Below are 19440 nucleotides of genomic sequence, written 5' to 3' on the forward strand. Positions count from 1 at the left end.
CGATTCCTTTTGTGGAAGATACCGCCGTACCGCCGGAGCACTTGGCGGACTTTATTGCCGAATTTCGTGCCGCGCTGGATGCCAGAGGGCTCTCCTACGGGATGTTTGGCCATGTAGACGCGGGCGTACTCCATGTGCGCCCCGCCATCGATATGAAGGATCCCGAGCAGGAAAAACTGATTCGCGCGGTATCCGATGAGGTCGCGGCACTCACCCAAAAATATGGCGGGCTGCTTTGGGGCGAACACGGCAAGGGCGTGCGCTCTGAATACGCACCGACGTTTTTCGGCGAGCTCTACCCTAGCCTACAGCGGGTAAAAGCGGCGTTTGACCCATACAACCAGTTGAATCCGGGGAAGATCGCGACCCCTGCTGAAGAAGACAAGCTAATTGCCAAAGATAGCGATCCTGATTTATTAACAGTCGATGGCGTGCCCATGCGCGGCCAGTTTGATCGCACCATCGACGAGCGCGCATGGCAAGCCTACGACGCCGCGGTTTACTGCAACGGCAACGGCGCCTGCTACAACTACGATCTTGATGACCCCATGTGCCCTTCCTGGAAGGCAACGCGGGATCGTCGCCACTCGCCCAAAGGCCGCGCCAGCCTGATCCGCGAATGGCTGCGTCTTCAGACCCAGGCGGGCATTGACGTCGTCGAGGAGTCGCGCAAGAAGAAAGCCGAGGGCGGCTGGGGGTTTATTAAAAGCTTTCCGCTACGGGTGGCGAACACCCTCAGCCGCAAGCAGCACCACGACTACTCCCATGAAGTGTATGACGCCATGGCGGGCTGTTTGGCGTGTAAGTCCTGCGCGGGGCAGTGCCCGGTTAAGGTCAACGTCCCTCAGTTTCGTTCGCAGTTCTTGGAGGTCTACCACGGCCGCTACCTGCGCCCGCTGCGCGACTATGTGATTGGCGGCACCGAATTTATGCTGCCCACCCTGGCCAAGGCGGCGCCGCTGTATAACGCGGTAATTGGCCAACGTTGGGTAGAGCAGCTAATGCGCCGTACACTGGGCATGAGCGATTCCCCGGCGCTCTCGCGGGCCAGTGTGAAAAAGCAGTTGAAGGCCTGGGACGTCGCCGAGGCAACACCGCTCTCGCTGGCCCTGTTAACCGAACAGCAGCGCGCCAACAGCGTGATACTTGTGCAGGACGCCTTCACCACCCACTTTGAAGCCAAGCTGGTGATGGACGTGGTGGAGCTACTCTCGCGCCTCAATCTACGTGTGTTTGTGATGCCTTATTCGGCTAACGGCAAACCCCTCCAGGTACAGGGCTTCTTGGGCGCCTTCGAGCGCACCGCCGCCAAGCAGGCCGAGCGGCTACGCACCTTGGCCCGCTTTGATATCCCGCTGGTGGGCATCGATCCGGCGATGACGCTCACCTATCGCCAGGAGTACGTCAAAGCGTTAGGCCATGAAGCCGTGCCGGAGGTGCTGATGCTGCAGGAGTGGCTGGCGACCCGCATCAATACGCTAGCGCCCACCCCGCTTAAGCTAACCGACCCCGGCTTTAAGCTGCTCTCCCACTGCACCGAGAAAACCAACGCGCCGGGCAGCCCTAAAGCATGGCAGCAAGTGTTCTCGGCGTTTGGGTTAGAGCTTGAGCTGATGGCCACCGGCTGCTGCGGTATGTCAGGCACCTACGGCCACGAAACACGCAACGCCGCTACCTCCAAAACGATCTACGCCCAGTCGTGGCAGCCCCAGGTGGAAACCAAAGAAAACGCAGGCAAGCTACTGGCTACTGGATACTCCTGCCGCAGCCAGGTGAAGCGCTATTCGGCACAAAAACTACCTCACCCACTTCAAGCCCTATTGAAAGCCCTGAAGCAGCAGTGATGAGATTCCGGTAGTCAGGCTTGGTGCTGCTTGAGTTCAGCAATCAGAAAAAGAGCCTTTTCAGCGCCAAACCCGGATCGCTTTCGCGCATAAAGGCTTCGCCAACCAGGAACCCGTTAACGTTGTGGTCACGCATCAGCTCAACGTCATCGCGGGTATGAATACCCGATTCGGTAATCACCGTGACGCCTTCAGGAAAGCGTGGCAGCAGATCCAGCGTGGTATTGAGGCTGGTGTCAAAGGTGTGCAAATTGCGGTTGTTGATACCCACCAACTTTAGCTCCAGCGCCAAGGCGCGCTCCAGCTCGTCTGCATCGTGCACCTCTACCAACACATCCATTCCCAGTTGATTGGCCTGCTGGTGTAGATCACGCAGCTGTGAGTCATCCAAGGCGGCGACAATCAATAGGATGCAGTCGGCACCAATAGCTCGCGCTTCACTGACCTGATAACCGTGGGTGATAAAGTCTTTACGAATCACCGGTAGCGTACACACATCCCGCGCGGCAATCAGGTAGTCTTCGTGGCCCTGGAAGAAGTCGGCATCGGTGAGCACCGATAGACAGGCAGCGCCCCCTTGCGTATAGCTTTTGGCGATATCGGACGGGTGAAACTCTTCACGAATAACGCCTTTCGAGGGAGAGGCTTTTTTCACCTCGGCGATAATCGCCGGATCACCCGTTGCGATGCGCGTATTAAGCGCTTCAATAAAGCCACGCGGGGCGCTCTGCTTCTCTCCTAGCGCGAGCAGGTCTGATTCTGAGACCGCTTGGCGACGCTCAGCCACTTCTTGATCTTTGCGAGCCAGAATGCGCGTTAAAATAGTTGGCGTTGCCTGTTGAGTCATGTTGATCTCTTTTTTTAAAACTTATCTTGTTTAAGAACCTACTGCTTAAAAACGCTGGTGAAGTGCGAAAGCTCTTTCAATTTTTCGAGCGGCAGCTTGGAGGCTTGCGCGTCCTGGGCCACCATCACCCCCTCTTTTAAGGTATCCGCCACGCCCGAACAATAAAGTGCGGCCCCGGCGTTTAGCGCGACCATATCGGCGGCGGCGCCTTCACCGGAAAGCGCTGCCTTGACCAAGCGCAGGCTATCTTCGGCGCTATTGGCTTTCAGTGTTGCCAAGCTCTGGCGCTCAATGCCCAGCTCTTCGGGTGTAATGGTGTACTGGGTAATCTCACCCTCTTTTAGCTCGGCGACTAAGGTGGGGCCTGCCAGGGAGATTTCATCCAAACCATCGTCTGAATGGACCACCATCACATGACGGCTACCCAAGGTTTTAAGCACTTCGGCCATGAGCGGCACCAATTCTGCGGCGTAAACACCCAGCACCTGATTGGGGGCGCCAGCGGGATTAGTTAACGGCCCTAGAATATTAAACAGCGTGCGCACGCCCATTTCACGGCGGGGCCCAATCGCATAGCGCATGGCCGGGTGATGATTAGGGGCAAACATAAAGCCAACGCCCACCTGCTCGATGCAGCGCGCTACCTGGTCAGGCTTAAGATCCAGGTAAATACCCGCCACATCAAATAAGTCTGCACTACCGGATGACGACGAAACGCTGCGGTTACCGTGCTTGGCCACGTGTGCGCCAGCGGCAGCGGCAACAAAACTGGCAGCGGTGGAAACATTGAACAGGTTCGCGCCATCGCCACCGGTGCCGACAATATCGACAACGTTTTCAGCATGCAGCTCAACGCGCTTCATCAGCTCGCGCATGACCTGGGCAGCAGCGCTGATTTCAACGGCGCTTTCGCCCTTCATGGCAAGGCCCACCAGCAGGCCACCGATTTGCGCATCACTAGCATCGCCGGTCATGATTTGGCGCATCAAGGCGTGCATGGCATCGAAAGAGAGGTCTTCGCGGCGCATCACCGCATTAATCGCGTCTCGCATTTGCATGAGCAGAGGGGCCCCTAAAAAAGCGTGTGAAACCGGCCATCAGCCGCGTTTTAAAAAATTGGCCAATAGCTCATGGCCTTGGCGGGTAAGAATCGACTCGGGGTGAAACTGCACCCCTTCAATATCCAGCTCGCAGTGACGAAACCCCATGACTAAGCCGGGAGTAACGTCGTCATCGCCTGTCCAGGCAGTGACTTCCAAACAGTCAGGCAGGCTCGCTTTATCGACGACCAGAGAGTGATACCGGGTAACCTCAACAGGGTTATCCAACCCTTCAAATACACCTTGGTTCGCGTGTAGTACAGCAGAGGTTTTGCCGTGCATGACCTGTGGGGCGCGCACGACCTTGCCACCAAAGACCTGCCCAATCGCCTGATGGCCCAGGCAGACACCTAAAATAGGTAGCTTGCCAGCAAAATGTTCGATGGCGGCCATGGAGATACCTGCCTCGTTAGGCGTGCACGGCCCCGGCGATACCACCAAGTGCGTCGGCGCCAGTGCTTCAATCTGCTCAATAGTGATGTCGTCATTAAGGTAAGTGATTACTTTCGCGCCCAGCTCGCCTAGGTACTGGACGATGTTAAACGTGAAACTGTCGTAATTGTCTATCATCACCACTTTACGCGCTGGCTGATTCTGCGCTGACAGTTTCTGCCCCGACTGAGCTTGCGCCATTGCCCCACTTACTCCGTTGCGTCATTCAGATCACAGATGAAACCACTAATGACTTGATGATACCGCAACCGGGCGCTGCGTTGCAGGGGTTAAGTGCCGCGCCGGGCAGTAATGATCAGAAGCTCCCCCAGCGAGCTTACGAACCGCCCCATAAATGGGACTCACCAGCGGCGCACAGAAGAAACCGTTCGTTCAGTCATCAGGCACGCTATGCTTAGGAGTGTAAGACTATTAAGCATAGTGGCACTTTCCTTTAGAGGAAATCCAACCTTATACCTTACCTCGCTCGACCTGCCCGAAGATTGGTACTAGCAACGAACCACCGCAGTCTTTATTATCTACCGACATTTACGTTAGTTTACAATTAAGTTAGGAGCGTAAGATGACAAAGCGGGTTACCTGGATGTGTACGCTCTTATTTGTCGCATTGATCAGCACTGCGCCAGCCTATGCCAACACAACGCTACGCGTTATTGCCTCGTTTTCAGTCATGGAGGAGTTGGTCAAACGGGTGGCAGGAGACGCGGTCAGCGTCAATGTAATTGTTCCTGTGGGTGAAGACGTTCACCGCTGGGAGTTAACACCCCCCAATGTGCTTGCGTTAGAAGAGACCCATATCGTCTTTTATAACGGGTTGGGCTTAGAGCCTTGGATTCGTCATATTGAAGCGATGTCAGACGATCAGTTAACCCTCGTGGAAGTGGCGAAAAAGGCCGACTACGCGCCGCTGATGATCTCGACCGGGCAATATAAAGGCGAACCAGATCCGCACATGTGGATGGACCCCGCCGGCGCCGCCGCTTACATTGATGTGATTGCCGCCACGCTGGCCGAGCACCTGCCCAAGCAGGCAGATGTGTTTTATGCGCGCGCCGAAGAAGCTCGCAAAGCGCTGACTACTCTGAGCTCAGAGGTGAAAGAGCGGCTCGATGGTATCCCTCAAACCAACCGCACACTAATCACTAGTGAAGCAAGCTTTGGTTATTTCGCACGTGCTTTCTCATTTCAAGCCCAGGGAATATGGGGCGTTAATCATGAGACCCAAGGCAGTGCCCAGGCAATGGCCAAAATGAGCGAGCAACTTGCTGCAAAACGTCCCTCGGCACTCTTTTTTGAAAGCACGACACCCAGTATTCATATGGATGCTTTAGCTCGGGAGACTTCAATTCCACTCGCAGGGCCGCTGTATGTTGATTCACTGAGTCGCGCAGATGGCCCAGCTGCCAACTATTCGACCATGCTGCGTCATAACGCGGAGGTACTGCATACCGCTTTAGGTGGTGCAACGGCCGAGTAATCAGCCCTTTGCCATTACTCAATCGCTTTTGTCGTCTGGGAGGTGGTTGTCAGCAATTCTGTTAACGAAGAGAGCACTAGATCAGGGTGACTCTCTTCGATTGGCTCGCCGTGGTTGTAGCCGTACGGTAACGCTACGGTAGTAAAGCCTGCCGCTTTACCAGCAGCAATATCATGCCGGGAATCACCCACCATCACACACTCAGCGGCTGGAATCTGGCACATGTGGGCAGCATGCAACAGCGGCAGTGGATGAGGCTTTTTTTCAGCCAGTGAATCACCGCCCACCCAGAGTGCAAAATAGTCCAACAGTTCAAAGTGCTGTAAAAGCGGCTCAATAAAACGCTCAGGCTTATTGGTGATCAGTACCAGTGTCATTCCTTGCTGGTGCAGCCCCTGAAGCGCTTGCTGAACGCCTGGATAGAGCGTTGTGAGAGCATGGGGCGCGGCGCCATAGTAGTCCATAAAAGTATCATAGCCGCGCTGCTGGAGTGCGGGCGTGGGCGGTGTCTGTAACGCCCAGGTTAGGGCTCTTTCGACTAATACCGGCGCCCCATTGCCGACCCAATCACGCACCTCGGCTTCGCTTGGCTGGCGTAGATCAAGCGCCTTTAGAGCATGCGCCACCGCAGCGGCAAGATCAGGTACCGAATCAATCAACGTGCCATCCAAGTCGAACGCAATCAGCCGTTTACCCTGCAGTACTGAATGTAGTCCTGAATATCGTTCTGTAAATCGTATGGAATGCACCGTCACTGCCCTCTGCCTCATCGTGTTTAGAAAACTATCTTACCTGTTCAAGGTAAACCTTCGCATTAGTCAGAAGCGTAAGAAGCTTCTATGCTGGAGCTAACTTAGCCAAGGAGATAATGATGGCCATACCCAGGATTGTGATTGTCGGCGGTGGCGCGGGTGGGCTAGCTCTCGCTACGCGGCTAGGGCATACATTAGGCAAGCGTAAACGCGCAGAGATTGTGTTGCTGGATCGTAACACCACCCACGTTTGGAAGCCTTTGCTCCATGAACTGGCGACCGGTGTGCTTAATTCCAGTATGGACGAGGTGGATTATCGCGGACATTCGTCTGCTCACTTCTACCGTTATCAACGTGGTTCGCTGACGGGCGTGGACCGCCAGCAGCAAGTCCTACGTTTAGCCCCCGTTAAAGACGAAGATGGCGCTGAGGTACTGCCTGCACGCGAGTTAACCTATGACTACTTAGTGATGGCGTTGGGTAGTGTCTCCAATGACTTCGGCACGCCCGGCGTCGCCGAGCACTGCCACTTTATTGATTCGCCCCAGCAGGCCAAAGCGTTTCAGCGCGATATGATCAATACCTTCCTGCGCTATACCGACCCCACCCTGCGCCAGCATACCCAGTTGACTATTGGCATTGTGGGCGGTGGAGCCACAGGGGTAGAGCTTGCCGCCGAGCTATTTGATGCCTCGCGTATGCTCAATGCCTATGGCGTAACGGCGATAGATCATCAGCACATTAGCGTGCACTTGCTAGAAGCTGCGCCGCGCTTGCTGCCTGGGCTTTCTGAACGGGTCAGCCAGACCGTTAAAACAGAGCTTGAGAAAATGGGCGTCACTGTTCATACCGATACGGCGATCAAGGAAGCACAAGCGCATCGGCTGATTACCGACAACGGTGAGGAGATCCAGACGGATATTAATGTGTGGGCAGCGGGTATTAAAGCGCCGCCATTTCTAACCGAACTTGGCCTGACGACTAACAAGAAAAATCAGATCGAAGTGAAACGTAGCCTGCAAAGTGTCGACGATGAAAAAATATTCGCACTTGGCGACTGCGCCAGTTGCCCGATGGGAGACGAGGGTACCGTGCCGCCTCGCGCTCAAGCGGCGCATCAACAAGCCAAGTTATTAGCCAAAAACCTGGTTAACCTACTCGACGATAAGCCACTGCAGGATTTTCGCTACCGTGATCATGGCTCACTGGTCTCACTGGCGCGCTACGATGCAGTGGGTAATTTGATGCGTAGCGGAGCCTCCAAAGGTCTGTTTTTGGAAGGCTGGCTGGCACGCCAAGCGTACGCTTCGTTATATCGCACGCATCAGCTCTCTATTCATGGGGCGACAAAAACGGGGCTGTCATGGCTGGTGGATAAACTTAATAAGTATTTAAAACCGCGCATGAAATTACACTAAACAAACACCCCGTTAATTTTTTCTTGAAACGCAGTATTAAGCCGTCGCTAGCGCCGCCCGCAGTTGTTTGAGTACTGTGTCGTAACCGTGCGGGTCGCTGGCTTGGTGGGCACTGAAAATAGCAGAGCCTGCTACAAAGGTATCGGCGCCAGCGGCGGCAATCTCAGCAATGTTATCCACTTTTACCCCGCCGTCGATTTCCAAGCGGATATCATAGTGTGATGCATCAATGCGCGCCCGTGCCTCGCGCAACTTGTTCAGCGTACCAGGAATAAATGACTGGCCACCAAAGCCTGGGTTAACGCTCATCAGCAGTACCATATCGACTTTATCCATCACGTAGTCAAGATAAGAGAGCGGCGTCGCGGGATTAAACACTAAACCAGCCTTACAGCCACCATCGCGGATCAACTGCAGCGAACGGTCAACGTGCTCAGAGGCTTCAGGGTGAAAGGTGATGTAGCTGGCGCCCGCCTCAATAAAGTCGCTGATCATGCGGTCGACCGGTTTGACCATCAAATGCACATCAATGGGCGCCGTTACGCCGTGTTTACGCAGCGCTTTGCACACCATGGGGCCAATCGTGAGGTTAGGCACATAGTGATTATCCATTACATCGAAGTGCACCACATCGGCGCCTGCAGCCAGCACGTTATCCACCTCTTCACCCAACCGGGCAAAATCAGCTGATAAAATAGAGGGGGCAATGAGAAAATCATGCGCAGCGGTCATATTCCATTCCTGCTTATTAATCAGACGATGAGAGTAGCCACCCTCTATGCCGTTGAGCACTGGCGAGAGAGCAAAGCCAAACACCTATCTTATCAGAGCCGCTTATCAGAACCACACATCCGCAGCCTAACAGCGGCTGAGCTTAGTCATCACACGCATATTCTTAAATAGAATATAAAACATGATTGTAATTCCACATTGATCGTTTTAACCTTGCCGATATTGCGACATCCCTATTTGGCGATATTTTGCGCTTACTGATTGAAGGAGTTTCTCTATGGCCCTGCCCACCATTTTCCGCCGCAGCCTGATTGCCATTGCCCTTGGCGTTACGGTTAGTGGTTCCGCCGTTGCCCAGGAGCGTGAACTGCTCAATTCGTCCTACGATATCGCTCGTGAGCTGTTTGCCGCGATTAACCCTGAGTTTCAGGCGTGGTGGCAGGAAGAGCACGGTGAAGAGATTGCCATTAGCCAGTCACATGGCGGTTCTTCTGCACAGGCGCGTGCCATCCTGCAGGGCCTACGAGCCGATGTGGTGACCTTTAACCAGGTGACTGACGTACAAGTACTCGCGGATGCTGGGCTGGTAGCAGAAGATTGGCAAGACGCATTTGAGAACAATGCCTCGCCCTACTACTCCACTACCGCTTTCCTGGTGCGTAAAGGCAACCCAAAAGGCATCGAAAGCTGGGACGATCTAGTCCAAGAAGACGTAGAAATGGTCTTCCCTAACCCGAAAACCTCGGGTAATGGCCGCTACACCTACTTAGCTGCCTGGGGCTTTGCCGAGAACGAATTTGATGGCGATGAAGAGCAAATCGAAGAGTTCATGAGCACCTTCTTAGCCAACGTGGCGGTATTTGATACCGGCGGCCGTGGCGCGACGACCAGCTTTATTGAGCGAGAAATTGGCGATGTACTGATTAGCTTCGAGTCTGAAGTTAACAATATTCGTAGCGAGTACGGCAGCGACGATTACGAAGTGATCGTGCCCCCGGTCAGCATCCTGGCCGAGTTCCCCGTTGCCGTTGTCGGCGAAAACGCTGAGCGCAACGGCAACAGCGACTTGGCCCAAAGCTACCTTGAGTACCTCTACACCGAAGAGACTCAGCGCCTGCTGGCAGGCTTTAACTACCGGGTGCATAACGAAGCCGTGGTCGAAGAGTTTGCCGACCAGTTCCCGGAGACCGAATTACTCGAAGTAGACGACGTGTTTGGTAGCTGGGACGAGGTAATGGAGACTCACTTTGGCAGTGGCGGCCGACTCGACCAGTTACAGCGCCGCTAATATTCACCTATGAGCCAGCCTGAACTATGAGTCAACTCGCAACTTGGCGAACCGGCAGCACACGTGTGCTGCCGGGTTTTGGCCTTTCTATGGGTATCAGCGTGCTGTTTATCTCGCTGGTACTGCTCTTACCGATTACCGGCCTGTTCGGTCAGTTAGCGGGGCTTAGCTTCGCCGAATACTGGGCGATTATCACCGAAGGCCGGGTGGTCGCAAGCTATATGGTGACCATTGGCGCGGCAGCCGTCGCGGCCATTATCAATGCCATCTTTGGCCTGTTATTGGCCTGGGTGCTGGTGCGCTACGAGTTCCCTGGCAAGCGCTTACTGGATGCCTTGATGGATTTGCCCTTTGCGTTGCCCACCGCGGTGGCGGGCATTACCTTGGCAACGCTTTACGCCAGCAGCGGCTGGATGGGCCAGCTACTTGAACCGCTTGGTTTTCAGGTCGCCTATACCTGGGTGGGCATTGCGCTAGCCATGGCCTTTACCAGTATTCCGTTTGTAGTGCGTACCGTTCAACCAGTGCTTGAAGACTTGCCCGCTGAAGTCGATGAAGCCGCCATGTCGCTAGGGGCAACTGACGGTGTCGCCTTTCGTCGCGTGATCTTGCCGCATATCTGGCCTGCCTTAGTCACCGGAACCGGGCTTGCGTTTGTGCGCTCGTTAGGCGAGTTCGGGGCGATCATTTTTATCGCTGGCAATATGCCTTATGAAACAGAGATTACCGCGCTGATGATCTTCGTCAAGCTGCAAGAGTACGACTATGCGGGCGCATCGGCGATCGCTTCGGTCGTACTGTTCGTATCACTGGCGCTGCTACTGGCAATTAATGTTTGGCAGGGACGTTTTGTACGCCGCCTGCATGGAGGTAAGGGCTAATGCGCCGAATTGGTGATGCACCGGTTGTCCGGCGCCTGCTGATAGGAGCCGCCCTGGTACTGTCAGCACTTTTTTTGCTGCTGCCATTGGTGGCCATTTTTGCTCAGGCGTTTTCTGAGGGCGTCATGGTCTTCTGGGCCAATGTTAGCAATACCTTCACGCTGCATGCGATTGGCTTAACGCTGATGATTGCGCTACTCACTATCCCGGTGTGCTTGGTGTTTGGTGTGGCGCTGGCGTGGCTGGTAACACGCTTCAGTTTTCCCGGGCGACGCATTTTACAGACCCTGATCGATATTCCCTTTGCGGTCTCCCCCGTGGTGGCGGGTCTGATTTACTTGCTGCTGTATGGCCGCAACGGCTGGATCGGCACGTGGCTGGATGGCCACGATATTCAGCTGATGTTTGCCTGGCCGGGTATTCTGATGGTGACTATTTTTGTGACCTGCCCCTTTGTGGCTCGCGAACTTATCCCGTTGATGCAGGCCCAAGGCTCGCGTGAAGAAGAAGCGGCCGTGACGCTTGGCGCTTCCGGTTGGACGACATTTCGTCGCGTCACGCTACCCAACATTCGCTGGGCACTACTGTATGGCGTCATCCTCACCAATGCTCGTGCAGTCGGCGAATTCGGTGCCGTTTCGGTGGTCTCAGGTGCCATTCGCGGCCAGACCAATACACTGCCACTGCACCTTGAGCAGCTTTATCAGGATTACAACGCCGTAGGGGCTTTTGCCTGCGCGGCCTTACTCGCATTCATTGCCCTATTGACGCTCGCCGCGAAGGCTGGGCTGGAATGGCGCGCAGCGCGCCGGGAGGCATTTGCATGAGCATTCGCTTACACAACATCGCTAAGCACTTCGGCAATACCCAGGCATTAGAGCCAATCAATCTGGATATTCATGAAGGTGAGCTGGTCGGCCTGCTCGGCCCTTCGGGTTCAGGCAAAACCACCCTGCTGCGGATTATCGCCGGATTGGAAAATGCCGACCGTACCACCCAACCGGGTAAAATTCTGTTTGGCGACCGCGACGTGACCAACGTGCATGTACGCGACCGGCGGATTGGCTTTGTCTTCCAGCACTATGCGCTGTTCCGCCATATGAGCGTTTACGACAACGTGGCGTTTGGCCTGACCGTGCTCTCGCGCAAACGCCGCCCCAGCAGCGGTGAGATTCGTGCACGGGTGTTCAGGCTGCTTGAAATGGTCAAGCTGGAACATCTTGCCAACCGCTACCCCGCCCAACTTTCGGGCGGCCAGCAGCAGCGCGTGTCGTTGGCCCGCGCCTTAGCGGTGGAGCCTGAAGTATTGCTCTTGGACGAACCGTTTGGTGCCCTTGATGCCAAAGTACGCCAGGAGCTTCGCCGCTGGCTGCGTCATCTGCATGATGAGCTCAATTTCACCAGCGTCTTTGTAACTCACGATCAGGAAGAGGCACTGGAGCTTTCCGACCGCGTCGTGGTAATGAGCAATGGCCGTATAGAGCAGATCGACACCCCCGACGAGCTCTACCGCACGCCAGCAAATCGCTTTGTGTTTGAATTTTTAGGCGATGTCAACCACCTGGAAGGCAAAGTGAGTAACGGCGTATTGACCTGCGGCGATGCCTATTGGCACGTTGATCTGCCCGATGGTCATGAAGAGCTGTTGCTGCGCCCTCATGAAGTACGCCTGACCGAGCAGCCCACCTCGGAAAGCCATCTGCCGGTTACCATCACAGCGATTTCCCCGGTGGGCGCCGAAGTACGCGTGGAGCTAGAAGCCGACTGGCTGGCCCAGCCGTGGCTGGCAACCGTGCGCCACACTGACTTTGAACACTTGGCACTACGCCGGGGGCAACGCTTATTCGCCCATCCCCGTCACTGGCGCCGCTTCCCCAAAGTCACTGAGAAAACGACGGAGCAGACACGCGTCGCGTAACGTTTCAATAGCCGCCCCGTCCCGGGGCGGCTTGCGTAAATAACTACTCGGATTAGCTCAAAAGCGCATTTGCCTAAACGTGAGGCTCACCCGCGGCTCGATATCTTTCTTGGTTTTGGGCAGGCTATGTAACCAGTTCTTTTGCGTGGCGCCTTTCATAATCAACAGACTACCGTGCTCTAACGTAAGAGAGACACTCTCGCCTGTTACCTTATGTTTAAATGAAAACTTTCTTTCGCCGCCAAGCGTGAGCGCCCCGATTGATCCCTTTTCAACCAGATCCTTCTCGGCATCACTGTGCCAACTCATACCCTCATCCCCTGAGCTATAAAAATTACACAGGCATGAGTTAAAGGCATCTCCACAGTGGCTTTCCACCAACTGGTTCATATCGCGTAAAAAATCAGGCCATACCAACGCCGTTTTGGTATATCCAGAGTAGCTATATTTGACCGGTTCATCTGCATACCATGCCATCTTTCGCTTAGTGACAATCTCTTTACCGTAAATAAGCGCGCGATCATGCTCCCAGCTTAATTCGTTAATGCACTTGTTTAAGTACATGTCAGCGGTAGAAGCGTCTAGAATTTTGCCGTGGTAATAGGCTGCCCCGTCCTGCGGAAGCAAGTTGATTACCTTCATATCGTCATTTTCAAACAAATCGCTATTCGTCATTAACAGCGTCTCCTCTAAACCCGATGCATGAAGCCACGTTAATGGTGGCTAAGCAGCTATCCTCATGTCATTGTCAGGAGCTTGGCGAAGAAGCATTTTCGATCAATCCTGGCAGACTTGCATCGCCAGAACATACCGCCAGCGCGCTACCCGCGTTATACTGGCCTTTTAGCCATAGCGGAGGAAGACCATGCTTCGGCGTCACTTTTTACGGATTTCAGGTGTTCTGCTTGCCAGCGCCTGGCTAGCCGGTTGTACTAGCCCGCAGTACCTGCAACTCAGCCCTGAACGCAGCGCCCAGGTGCCCCAGGTTGGCTCCGGCCAGCAGGTTACGGTAATTGCTCAAGATGGGCGCGAAAGCGATATTATTGGCAATCGTGCTGGCGGCGGAATGTCCACCGCGCATATCACCGTGAGCAGTCACGAATTGATTCCGCGCTTACAGCAAGAAGCTGAGCGCGCCGTTAGCGATATGGGCTTTACACCCACGACAGAACAAGCCGAGGGGCGTCCGAGTTTGACGCTGGAACTTGCCAGTCTGAATTACGCACGTGGCGAGAGCGGCCAGCCATTGGTAGACGAAGCGCGTCTTGAAGGTGTCTTCCGCGCTATTGCACAAAATAAGGGCACTACTTATACCGGCACTTACACATCGCGCCGTACTCAGGGTTATGCGCTTAAACCCGACGCCGACAGTAATGCGCGCATGCTGAGCGATCTACTTAGCGATGGTATGAACCGTGCTTTTAGCGACCCTGAACTGGGCCAATTGCTCGCCCGCTAAGCTATTCCCTTGCACAAACCACATAAATGCGGGCTGCCCCTCTTAACTCTCTAGAGGCGCGGCCCGCGTCGTTCCAGCGCCCACACGCTCTCCGTGTAGCCGCGTTCATCGGGGCTGCCCTGTTCTAGAAATGTTAATGTGAAATTAGGGGCGAACAAGCTTTCAATTTCGCTGGCGGGGACACTATAGGGAGGCCCTGCATCACCCTCGTTGTGGGCCAAACTAATCAGCAGACCTTTGGCTCCGGGCGGTACCAGTTGAGCAAGATGAAAAGCATAGCGCTGGCGGGTTGCTGGCGGCAGCGCTATCAGTGAAGCGCGATCATAAAACGCCCCAATTTCTGCGGCCTGCTGAATATGTAGGTGAAAAAAGTCCCCACACCAGAGTTCAACATTGCCTTGACGGGAGACATTGAATCCTGCCTGGCGATAACGCGACACAGCCATACTACGCTGAGCCAAAAACTGCTCAATGGCTTCAGGGGCAAACTCAATACCCAACACCGGATATCCTTCATCTGCCAGCCAGCGCATATCCAGGCTCTTACCACACAGCGGCACAAGCACCTTGGTGCTTTTGGCAACACCAAGCGAGCCCCAATGGCGCAGTAGCGCCGGGTGCGCCTGCTGCAGATGAAAACCAATGCGCCCTTCTTGCCAGCGCTTGCGCCATTGATCACTCATTTTTTGCTACCTTGTCGTTGATCGCGCTATTAAAACCAACGGTCACGCTTTTTACGTCGACGTGGCAGATGCGGCACAATCAGGCCAACCAACAAGCCCGCGCCAGCCACACCACCGCCGTACATAAAGTAGCGCATCAACAGGTCTTCTTCCTGGGTTTCTAAGCGCGCCTGAAGCCCTCTTACCTGTTGGCGCGACTGTTCAGCTTGCCTGTCCAGCTCTTGATTACTCGCTTCAAGCTCGGCAATACGCCGTTCACGAACCTCAAGAGTTTCAGTCATTGAGGAAACACGCTGTTCCCAGGATTCATTGATGCCTTCAAGCTCAGCCGTTAACTCTTCGACTTGTGCCTCTAACGCGGGTAACTGCTCAACGGCACTGGGTGTTTCTTGCAGCTCATCACTCAAGACCCAGACCGCATTGCCATCGCTATTACGAACGCGGGTATAATTGCCACTGGTTTCAAGTACTTCCACCTGTTCGCCAGCATTTAGCGTACCAATAATGCGATAACCATCCGTCGGACCACTGCGCACGTAGGTACTTAACTCGTCGGTCACCCATGCCTGATTGTCGGATTGGGCGTTAGCATTAATGCTCGCCACACTTAGTAAAACGCCGGCCGCAGCGGCGTAATATCGAAAACGAATTTTATTTACCTGCATGACATCATGTCCTGATTTAAAACGCTGCAAGGCGGACGAAGCCAACAGCGCTTATCGCCTAACTTAGCGGTGCGCTTGTCTCATACGCTTACCCTTCTCCGCGCGGTGGCAACGAAAAGGGACGGGGGAACTCTGCTACCCGGGCATCAGTTTTAACCGCCTTCAATGGGCCTTCACGCTCTACTTCATCAATGCGCACGATAGCATTTAACGGTAGGTAGCTACGTTTGACGCCATCAAAGGTTCGCTGCAATTTTTCAGTCGCAGGGTCGACGACTACCCGTGAAGCATCGTCAAAGACAAACTCCTCGACTTCAATAAAGCCCCAAAGTTCGCTCTGAAAGATTTCTCGGACGTATAAATCCCAAATTTCACCCTGCTGGTGAACCACCACACGGTAGATCGGCTTGGCCGCCATCTTGGCCTATTCCTCTTGCCATTTGTACATTAAGTTGAACCGACTAGCTTACCATATTCCTACCGCTACGACTTAATGCGAAGCCTTTGGCGAGCGCTGCGTTAATGCTGCGGATAATGGGCTCATTAGCCGCCCCAGCCGCCCTCGTGTATGGTGGGCTGGGTGGTTTGGCAATTCTGTTCACTCACCAAGTAGGAGTCATCAACATGCAAAAGGATCCAAATAAGGGCTATATCGCTCTGCTCGGGTGGAGCCTCAATGCGATTGAAGCGGCTGAGAATTTTGACCGTCGCTACATTGTCGTTGCACCTGACTGGGCCGAAGAGTATTGCCAAAAACACGACATTCCCTATGTGCCTTGGAATTTCGAGCGCCTCAATGACCGCTCAATGGAAATCGCCGAGACACTCAAAGAAAAGGGTGTTGATGTCGCGATCCCTCTCTATGAAGAAACCGTAGAATGGGCTGGGGCCATCAACTCCGTACTGCTTGATAATCCACGTATTTATGGTCAATCGCTACTGCTTCGCGACAAGGCGTTAATGAAGCGCCGGGCCCAGCTAGGCGGTATCCGCGTCGGTATCTTTGAAGAAGCCCACGATAAAGAAGACGTGGTGCGCTTTTTGAAACGCGTCAACCAGACGCTGCTTAAGCTGGATGGTGACCCCAACGACCCCATTCACCTCAAGGCCTTCGATAAAGCGGGCTGCCTGGGCCACCGTGTTATTCGTACACCGGATGAAGTGGATACCATCCCGGACGAAGAGTTCCCGGTATTGATGGAATCCCACCTGGACGGCTGGGAGTTTGCTGTCGAAGCGTGGGTTCATGATGGCAAAATCGCCTTCTTGAACATCTCAGAATATGTCACGCTGGGTTACTCTGTATTTGTGCCTGCGTCTCCAGAACTTGAGATATACCGCGAACAGATCACTCAGCAAATTGAAAAGTTGATCAAGGCATTCGACATTGAGTTTGGTTTGATCCACCCCGAATACTTTGTCACCAGCGACGGTGAAATGTACTTTGGCGAAGTGGCGTATCGCCCGCCCGGTTTCAAAGTCTTCGAACTGTTAGAACGTGTTTACGGCTTCAATGCTTATCAAGCGTCAATGCTAGTGTTCGACCCGAAAACCACGAAAGAAGAAGTGGCCAAGTTTTTCCCGAAAGAAGTGGTCGATGCCGATGGCTTTGCCGGTTGCTTTGGCGTTTACCCACGCCGTCGTGTGGTCAGCCGTTTGGAAATTCCCGAAGAGACCGAAGATCACCCCTACTTTGAGTCTCATGAGCTAACCTCACCAGTAGAAGAAACCGTTACTAAACGTACCGCGTTTGGTACCCATTGGGGTCTGGTCTACTTTAAAGGCGAGGATGCGCATACCATACGCGACCTATTAAAACGCCAAGAAGACCTCGACTTCTATGTATAATCCCTGCTAACGCTGGGATAAGGAGTCACCGTGGAGACAGATCAAGTGACGTCTTCTCAAGAAGATAGCAAGCTCAATGGATTGTTGAGCAAATTTGATGACGCCGTGCGCCTGCTTAATCAGGCGCCCGCCTTCTCAAAGCCCGCCAAGCTGCCGCGTGTAATGGATACTGCGCGGCGAATATTACTTCAGGATGGCGGTTGTAAAGCACTGGAATCACGCGCACAAGCGTTTGAGGACGCCGGTGTATTTTTAGGTTCCGATTGGGAAACCCCCCAATACTTGGTGCCCACCTTGACGACTTTCTCGCTGAAAAGCGCAGATGCCAACGTGGTCGTTATTGAGTCATTAAGCGAACTGCGACTGCTCTCTGTCGCTAAAGGCGATTTTGTACACCCGCTGGTTTCTGCAGAGCATGCGCACCATTACCTTACTCAGGTCATGGCGATTAACTTATGGCTACTGTTCCTACCGCCCAGCGAGGCGGAGCGGGAAACCCAGGGGCGCCTGGCGACCATTCCGCGCCAGCTTTTCCAGCACTTAGCGGATCGAATCGGCTACGAACATATCGTCGATCAACTGATTGATGAGATTTGGCGCATTTTAAAGCAGCGTCCCATCCAGGTTGACTCGATCAAACAGATGATCACTCAGATAGCGCTGTGTCAGGCCAACCCAGCGATTGATCTTGGCGCCAGTGGTCAAGGTGCCGACCGTTTGGTCAGCTCGCTTTACGGGCCCACTCAGGCCTGCCGAGAAGATCCTGGTGTCGATGTTTATCGCAATCGATTGGAGCATATGGATCAGGCGGCGCTGCAGGCTGAATCCACGGGTTTTGCCAGAGCGATGCACGATACCGGGCTAGTTTCGCCCTACCACGCCGTGTTGCTACGCCACCTGCTTGAAGAGGGTGATCATTTACTCTCTGAAGCGTTGGGCTTGTCGTCTACCGGGCGGGATTGCTTACTCTGCTATCGTGAGCTGGTTCAAGCGTTGATTCGTGGTGGTGTTTATCCTGCTTCGTCGCAGGCGGTCTATGGCCTTGCGCTAATGCTCGAACGCGGCATTCTTTATCAGCCGCCGGTGGCGCCGGCCATGTGGCGTCAGCTTAATCTACCACTCTCGGAGTGGGCGCAGTCACGACTCACTATCGCCTATGGCGACACTGTCTCTCCCCGCGCACGGCTGATTGAAGGCGTGCTATGCATGCTGGGTCTGCCATTGGGCGTTGGACAGGGTAATAACCCTACCTGCCAATCGGCACGCGCCCTTTCCATGTGGGCCTACAATGATCCGGACTATCTGCTGCAGATGGTGGCGTGGGCAGCGCGTGATGACGAAATCATCATGCATTTCGAGGGCCAGGCCATCTCATCGATGGAGAGCCTTTCTGGCGTTGCGACTGAACTGCCGATGGATTTAGATCCCGTGTCGCTGATTGTCGTGCCTCACCTTGATCGCATTTATGCCGAAATGGGCCGACGCTGTATTGGTCGTGAGGGTGACCCTCACCGCTGGGTGAATCCTGAATTTCATGGCTGGTGGTCAGGACGTGGTTTCCGCATCAATGTCGATGTGGCCACTGGGCAACTAAGCGATGTGGATGATTTTGTACGCCACTTCTACGCCAGCTATCACCCCTACTACAATGGCAACCAACCGCTGATTCACCCCCAGCCGGCGGGCATTGCGGTCACCGATAGCGCAGCACGCTTTATTGGCTGGCACGCGATCACCATTTTGCGGGCCTCGCTCGACCCGTCTGATGTCATGCGGGTGTATTTCTATAACCCCAACAATGACAGTGGTCAGGATTGGGGCGATGGTGTCATTGTGAGTACGTCTGGCAACGGAGAGCGTTTTGGTGAGGCCTCGCTGCCTTTTGAACGCTTTGCATCACGCCTCTACATCTATCACTTCGATCCACTTGAGCATGGTGAAACCGTGTCAGTCACTAGCGACGAGCTGGACAGTGTGAAGTATTATCTGCATCGAAGCTGGGGGGCGTCGCGTCTACCGCCCACCGAACTACAGGCCGACCAAGGCCCTAATGCCCCACCGGATGTAGAATAAAA

General features: G+C 54.4%; 19 protein-coding genes. 10 read left to right on the top strand and 9 right to left on the bottom strand.

Annotated features, from left to right (window positions below):
* A partial coding sequence (locus tag HUO07_RS16955) for an FAD-linked oxidase C-terminal domain-containing protein (protein ID WP_281362669.1) occupies positions 1 to 1844 on the top strand: 1844 nt, incomplete at its 5' end.
* Positions 1845 to 1887: 43 nt separating this feature from the next.
* Here HUO07_RS16955 and trpC read toward each other — a convergent pair.
* From trpC to HUO07_RS16970, 3 genes are read right to left on the bottom strand one after another with little or no spacing between them, the layout of a single operon-like run.
* Complete coding sequence (trpC, locus tag HUO07_RS16960; RefSeq protein ID WP_176304543.1) at positions 1888 to 2691, bottom strand: indole-3-glycerol phosphate synthase TrpC; 804 nt, start codon at positions 2689 to 2691, stop codon at positions 1888 to 1890.
* A 38-nt stretch (positions 2692 to 2729) separates the two neighbouring features.
* Positions 2730 to 3749, bottom strand: a complete 1020-nt coding sequence (gene trpD / locus HUO07_RS16965; protein WP_176304544.1) for an anthranilate phosphoribosyltransferase — start codon at positions 3747 to 3749, stop codon at positions 2730 to 2732.
* A 39-nt stretch (positions 3750 to 3788) separates the two neighbouring features.
* Positions 3789 to 4424: an anthranilate synthase component II gene (locus HUO07_RS16970; RefSeq protein WP_176304545.1), complete on the bottom strand. Its 636-nt coding sequence runs from the start codon at positions 4422 to 4424 to the stop codon at positions 3789 to 3791.
* Positions 4425 to 4806: 382 nt separating this feature from the next.
* Between HUO07_RS16970 and HUO07_RS16975 the strand changes: the two genes are divergently transcribed.
* The gene (locus HUO07_RS16975; protein ID WP_176304546.1) at positions 4807 to 5721 is read left to right on the top strand and encodes a metal ABC transporter substrate-binding protein; all 915 of its coding nucleotides are present in this window, start codon (positions 4807 to 4809) and stop codon (positions 5719 to 5721) included.
* 14 nt (positions 5722 to 5735) lie between these two features.
* Here HUO07_RS16975 and HUO07_RS16980 read toward each other — a convergent pair whose 3' ends face one another.
* A complete protein-coding gene (locus tag HUO07_RS16980) occupies positions 5736 to 6491 on the bottom strand; it encodes a phosphoglycolate phosphatase (RefSeq protein ID WP_176304547.1) in 756 nt (251 codons plus the stop codon).
* Positions 6492 to 6592: 101 nt separating this feature from the next.
* On the opposite strand from HUO07_RS16980, the gene HUO07_RS16985 reads away from it, so the two are divergent.
* Positions 6593 to 7891 (top strand): NAD(P)/FAD-dependent oxidoreductase, encoded by a 1299-nt coding sequence (locus tag HUO07_RS16985; RefSeq protein ID WP_176304548.1) that lies wholly within the window; start codon positions 6593 to 6595, stop codon positions 7889 to 7891.
* A 36-nt stretch (positions 7892 to 7927) separates the two neighbouring features.
* Here the strand turns inward: HUO07_RS16985 and rpe are convergent, their stop codons facing one another.
* A complete protein-coding gene (gene rpe / locus HUO07_RS16990) occupies positions 7928 to 8623 on the bottom strand; it encodes a ribulose-phosphate 3-epimerase (RefSeq protein WP_101147858.1) in 696 nt (231 codons plus the stop codon).
* A 277-nt stretch (positions 8624 to 8900) separates the two neighbouring features.
* Between rpe and cysP the strand changes: the two genes are divergently transcribed.
* The 4 genes from cysP to HUO07_RS17010 are packed head-to-tail and all read left to right on the top strand — an operon-like array spanning position 8901 to position 12710.
* Positions 8901 to 9911, top strand: coding sequence for a thiosulfate ABC transporter substrate-binding protein CysP (gene cysP, locus HUO07_RS16995; RefSeq protein WP_176304549.1), 1011 nt, complete (start codon positions 8901 to 8903; stop codon positions 9909 to 9911).
* Positions 9912 to 9937: 26 nt separating this feature from the next.
* Positions 9938 to 10792, top strand: coding sequence for a sulfate ABC transporter permease subunit CysT (cysT, locus tag HUO07_RS17000; RefSeq protein ID WP_008959571.1), 855 nt, complete (start codon positions 9938 to 9940; stop codon positions 10790 to 10792).
* The gene (cysW, locus tag HUO07_RS17005) at positions 10792 to 11619 is read left to right on the top strand and encodes a sulfate ABC transporter permease subunit CysW (RefSeq protein WP_008959572.1); all 828 of its coding nucleotides are present in this window, start codon (positions 10792 to 10794) and stop codon (positions 11617 to 11619) included. Before cysT ends, cysW begins: the two co-directional genes overlap by 1 nt.
* A complete protein-coding gene (locus tag HUO07_RS17010) occupies positions 11616 to 12710 on the top strand; it encodes a sulfate/molybdate ABC transporter ATP-binding protein (protein WP_008959573.1) in 1095 nt (364 codons plus the stop codon). The genes cysW and HUO07_RS17010 overlap by 4 nt, the downstream gene beginning before the upstream one ends.
* 57 nt (positions 12711 to 12767) lie before the next feature.
* Here HUO07_RS17010 and HUO07_RS17015 read toward each other — a convergent pair whose 3' ends face one another.
* On the bottom strand, positions 12768 to 13385 hold the full coding sequence (locus tag HUO07_RS17015) for an alpha-ketoglutarate-dependent dioxygenase AlkB family protein (protein WP_176304550.1): 618 nt from the start codon (positions 13383 to 13385) through the stop codon (positions 12768 to 12770).
* A gap of 190 nt (positions 13386 to 13575) precedes the next feature.
* Here HUO07_RS17015 and HUO07_RS17020 point away from each other — a divergent pair, with 190 nt between their 5' ends.
* Entirely contained in the window at positions 13576 to 14169 is a 594-nt protein-coding gene (locus HUO07_RS17020; protein WP_008959576.1) for a YajG family lipoprotein, read from the top strand.
* A gap of 50 nt (positions 14170 to 14219) precedes the next feature.
* Here the strand turns inward: HUO07_RS17020 and HUO07_RS17025 are convergent, their stop codons facing one another.
* From HUO07_RS17025 to HUO07_RS17035, 3 genes are all read right to left on the bottom strand, one after another.
* Positions 14220 to 14852 (bottom strand): class I SAM-dependent methyltransferase, encoded by a 633-nt coding sequence (locus tag HUO07_RS17025; RefSeq protein WP_176304551.1) that lies wholly within the window; start codon positions 14850 to 14852, stop codon positions 14220 to 14222.
* Between the two features lie 29 nt (positions 14853 to 14881).
* Positions 14882 to 15517, bottom strand: coding sequence for a TIGR04211 family SH3 domain-containing protein (locus HUO07_RS17030; protein WP_176304552.1), 636 nt, complete (start codon positions 15515 to 15517; stop codon positions 14882 to 14884).
* Between the two features lie 88 nt (positions 15518 to 15605).
* Entirely contained in the window at positions 15606 to 15935 is a 330-nt protein-coding gene (locus HUO07_RS17035) for a DUF1820 family protein (RefSeq protein ID WP_008959579.1), read from the bottom strand.
* 206 nt (positions 15936 to 16141) lie between these two features.
* Here HUO07_RS17035 and HUO07_RS17040 point away from each other — a divergent pair, with 206 nt between their 5' ends.
* Positions 16142 to 17365 (top strand): ATP-grasp domain-containing protein, encoded by a 1224-nt coding sequence (locus HUO07_RS17040; RefSeq protein WP_176304553.1) that lies wholly within the window; start codon positions 16142 to 16144, stop codon positions 17363 to 17365.
* 30 nt (positions 17366 to 17395) lie between these two features.
* Positions 17396 to 19438 carry a hypothetical protein gene (locus tag HUO07_RS17045; RefSeq protein WP_176304554.1) on the top strand — a complete coding sequence of 681 codons (2043 nt, stop codon included), beginning with the start codon at positions 17396 to 17398 and terminating at the stop codon, positions 19436 to 19438.
* Positions 19439 to 19440: the final 2 nt, after the last annotated feature.

This window comes from Vreelandella maris (assembly GCF_013371085.1).
GTDB lineage: Bacteria > Pseudomonadota > Gammaproteobacteria > Pseudomonadales > Halomonadaceae > Vreelandella > Vreelandella maris.

Bases quoted from the DNA above. Each gene is read 5' to 3' on its own strand.
- trpD (WP_176304544.1), bottom strand. From the start codon at position 3,749: ATGCAAATGCGAGACGCGATTAATGCGGTGATGCGCCGCGAAGACCTC.
- cysT (WP_008959571.1), top strand. From the start codon at position 9,938: ATGAGTCAACTCGCAACTTGGCGAACCGGCAGCACACGTGTGCTGCCG.
- trpC (WP_176304543.1), bottom strand. From the start codon at position 2,691: ATGACTCAACAGGCAACGCCAACTATTTTAACGCGCATTCTGGCTCGC.
- HUO07_RS16985 (WP_176304548.1), top strand. From the start codon at position 6,593: ATGGCCATACCCAGGATTGTGATTGTCGGCGGTGGCGCGGGTGGGCTA.
- HUO07_RS17025 (WP_176304551.1), bottom strand. From the start codon at position 14,852: ATGAGTGATCAATGGCGCAAGCGCTGGCAAGAAGGGCGCATTGGTTTT.
- HUO07_RS17040 (WP_176304553.1), top strand. From the start codon at position 16,142: ATGCAAAAGGATCCAAATAAGGGCTATATCGCTCTGCTCGGGTGGAGC.
- rpe (WP_101147858.1), bottom strand. From the start codon at position 8,623: ATGACCGCTGCGCATGATTTTCTCATTGCCCCCTCTATTTTATCAGCT.
- HUO07_RS17030 (WP_176304552.1), bottom strand. From the start codon at position 15,517: ATGCAGGTAAATAAAATTCGTTTTCGATATTACGCCGCTGCGGCCGGC.
- HUO07_RS16975 (WP_176304546.1), top strand. From the start codon at position 4,807: ATGACAAAGCGGGTTACCTGGATGTGTACGCTCTTATTTGTCGCATTG.
- HUO07_RS16980 (WP_176304547.1), bottom strand. From the start codon at position 6,491: ATGAGGCAGAGGGCAGTGACGGTGCATTCCATACGATTTACAGAACGA.
- cysW (WP_008959572.1), top strand. From the start codon at position 10,792: ATGCGCCGAATTGGTGATGCACCGGTTGTCCGGCGCCTGCTGATAGGA.
- HUO07_RS17015 (WP_176304550.1), bottom strand. From the start codon at position 13,385: ATGACGAATAGCGATTTGTTTGAAAATGACGATATGAAGGTAATCAAC.
- cysP (WP_176304549.1), top strand. From the start codon at position 8,901: ATGGCCCTGCCCACCATTTTCCGCCGCAGCCTGATTGCCATTGCCCTT.
- HUO07_RS17010 (WP_008959573.1), top strand. From the start codon at position 11,616: ATGAGCATTCGCTTACACAACATCGCTAAGCACTTCGGCAATACCCAG.
- HUO07_RS17020 (WP_008959576.1), top strand. From the start codon at position 13,576: ATGCTTCGGCGTCACTTTTTACGGATTTCAGGTGTTCTGCTTGCCAGC.
- HUO07_RS16970 (WP_176304545.1), bottom strand. From the start codon at position 4,424: ATGGCGCAAGCTCAGTCGGGGCAGAAACTGTCAGCGCAGAATCAGCCA.
- HUO07_RS17035 (WP_008959579.1), bottom strand. From the start codon at position 15,935: ATGGCGGCCAAGCCGATCTACCGTGTGGTGGTTCACCAGCAGGGTGAA.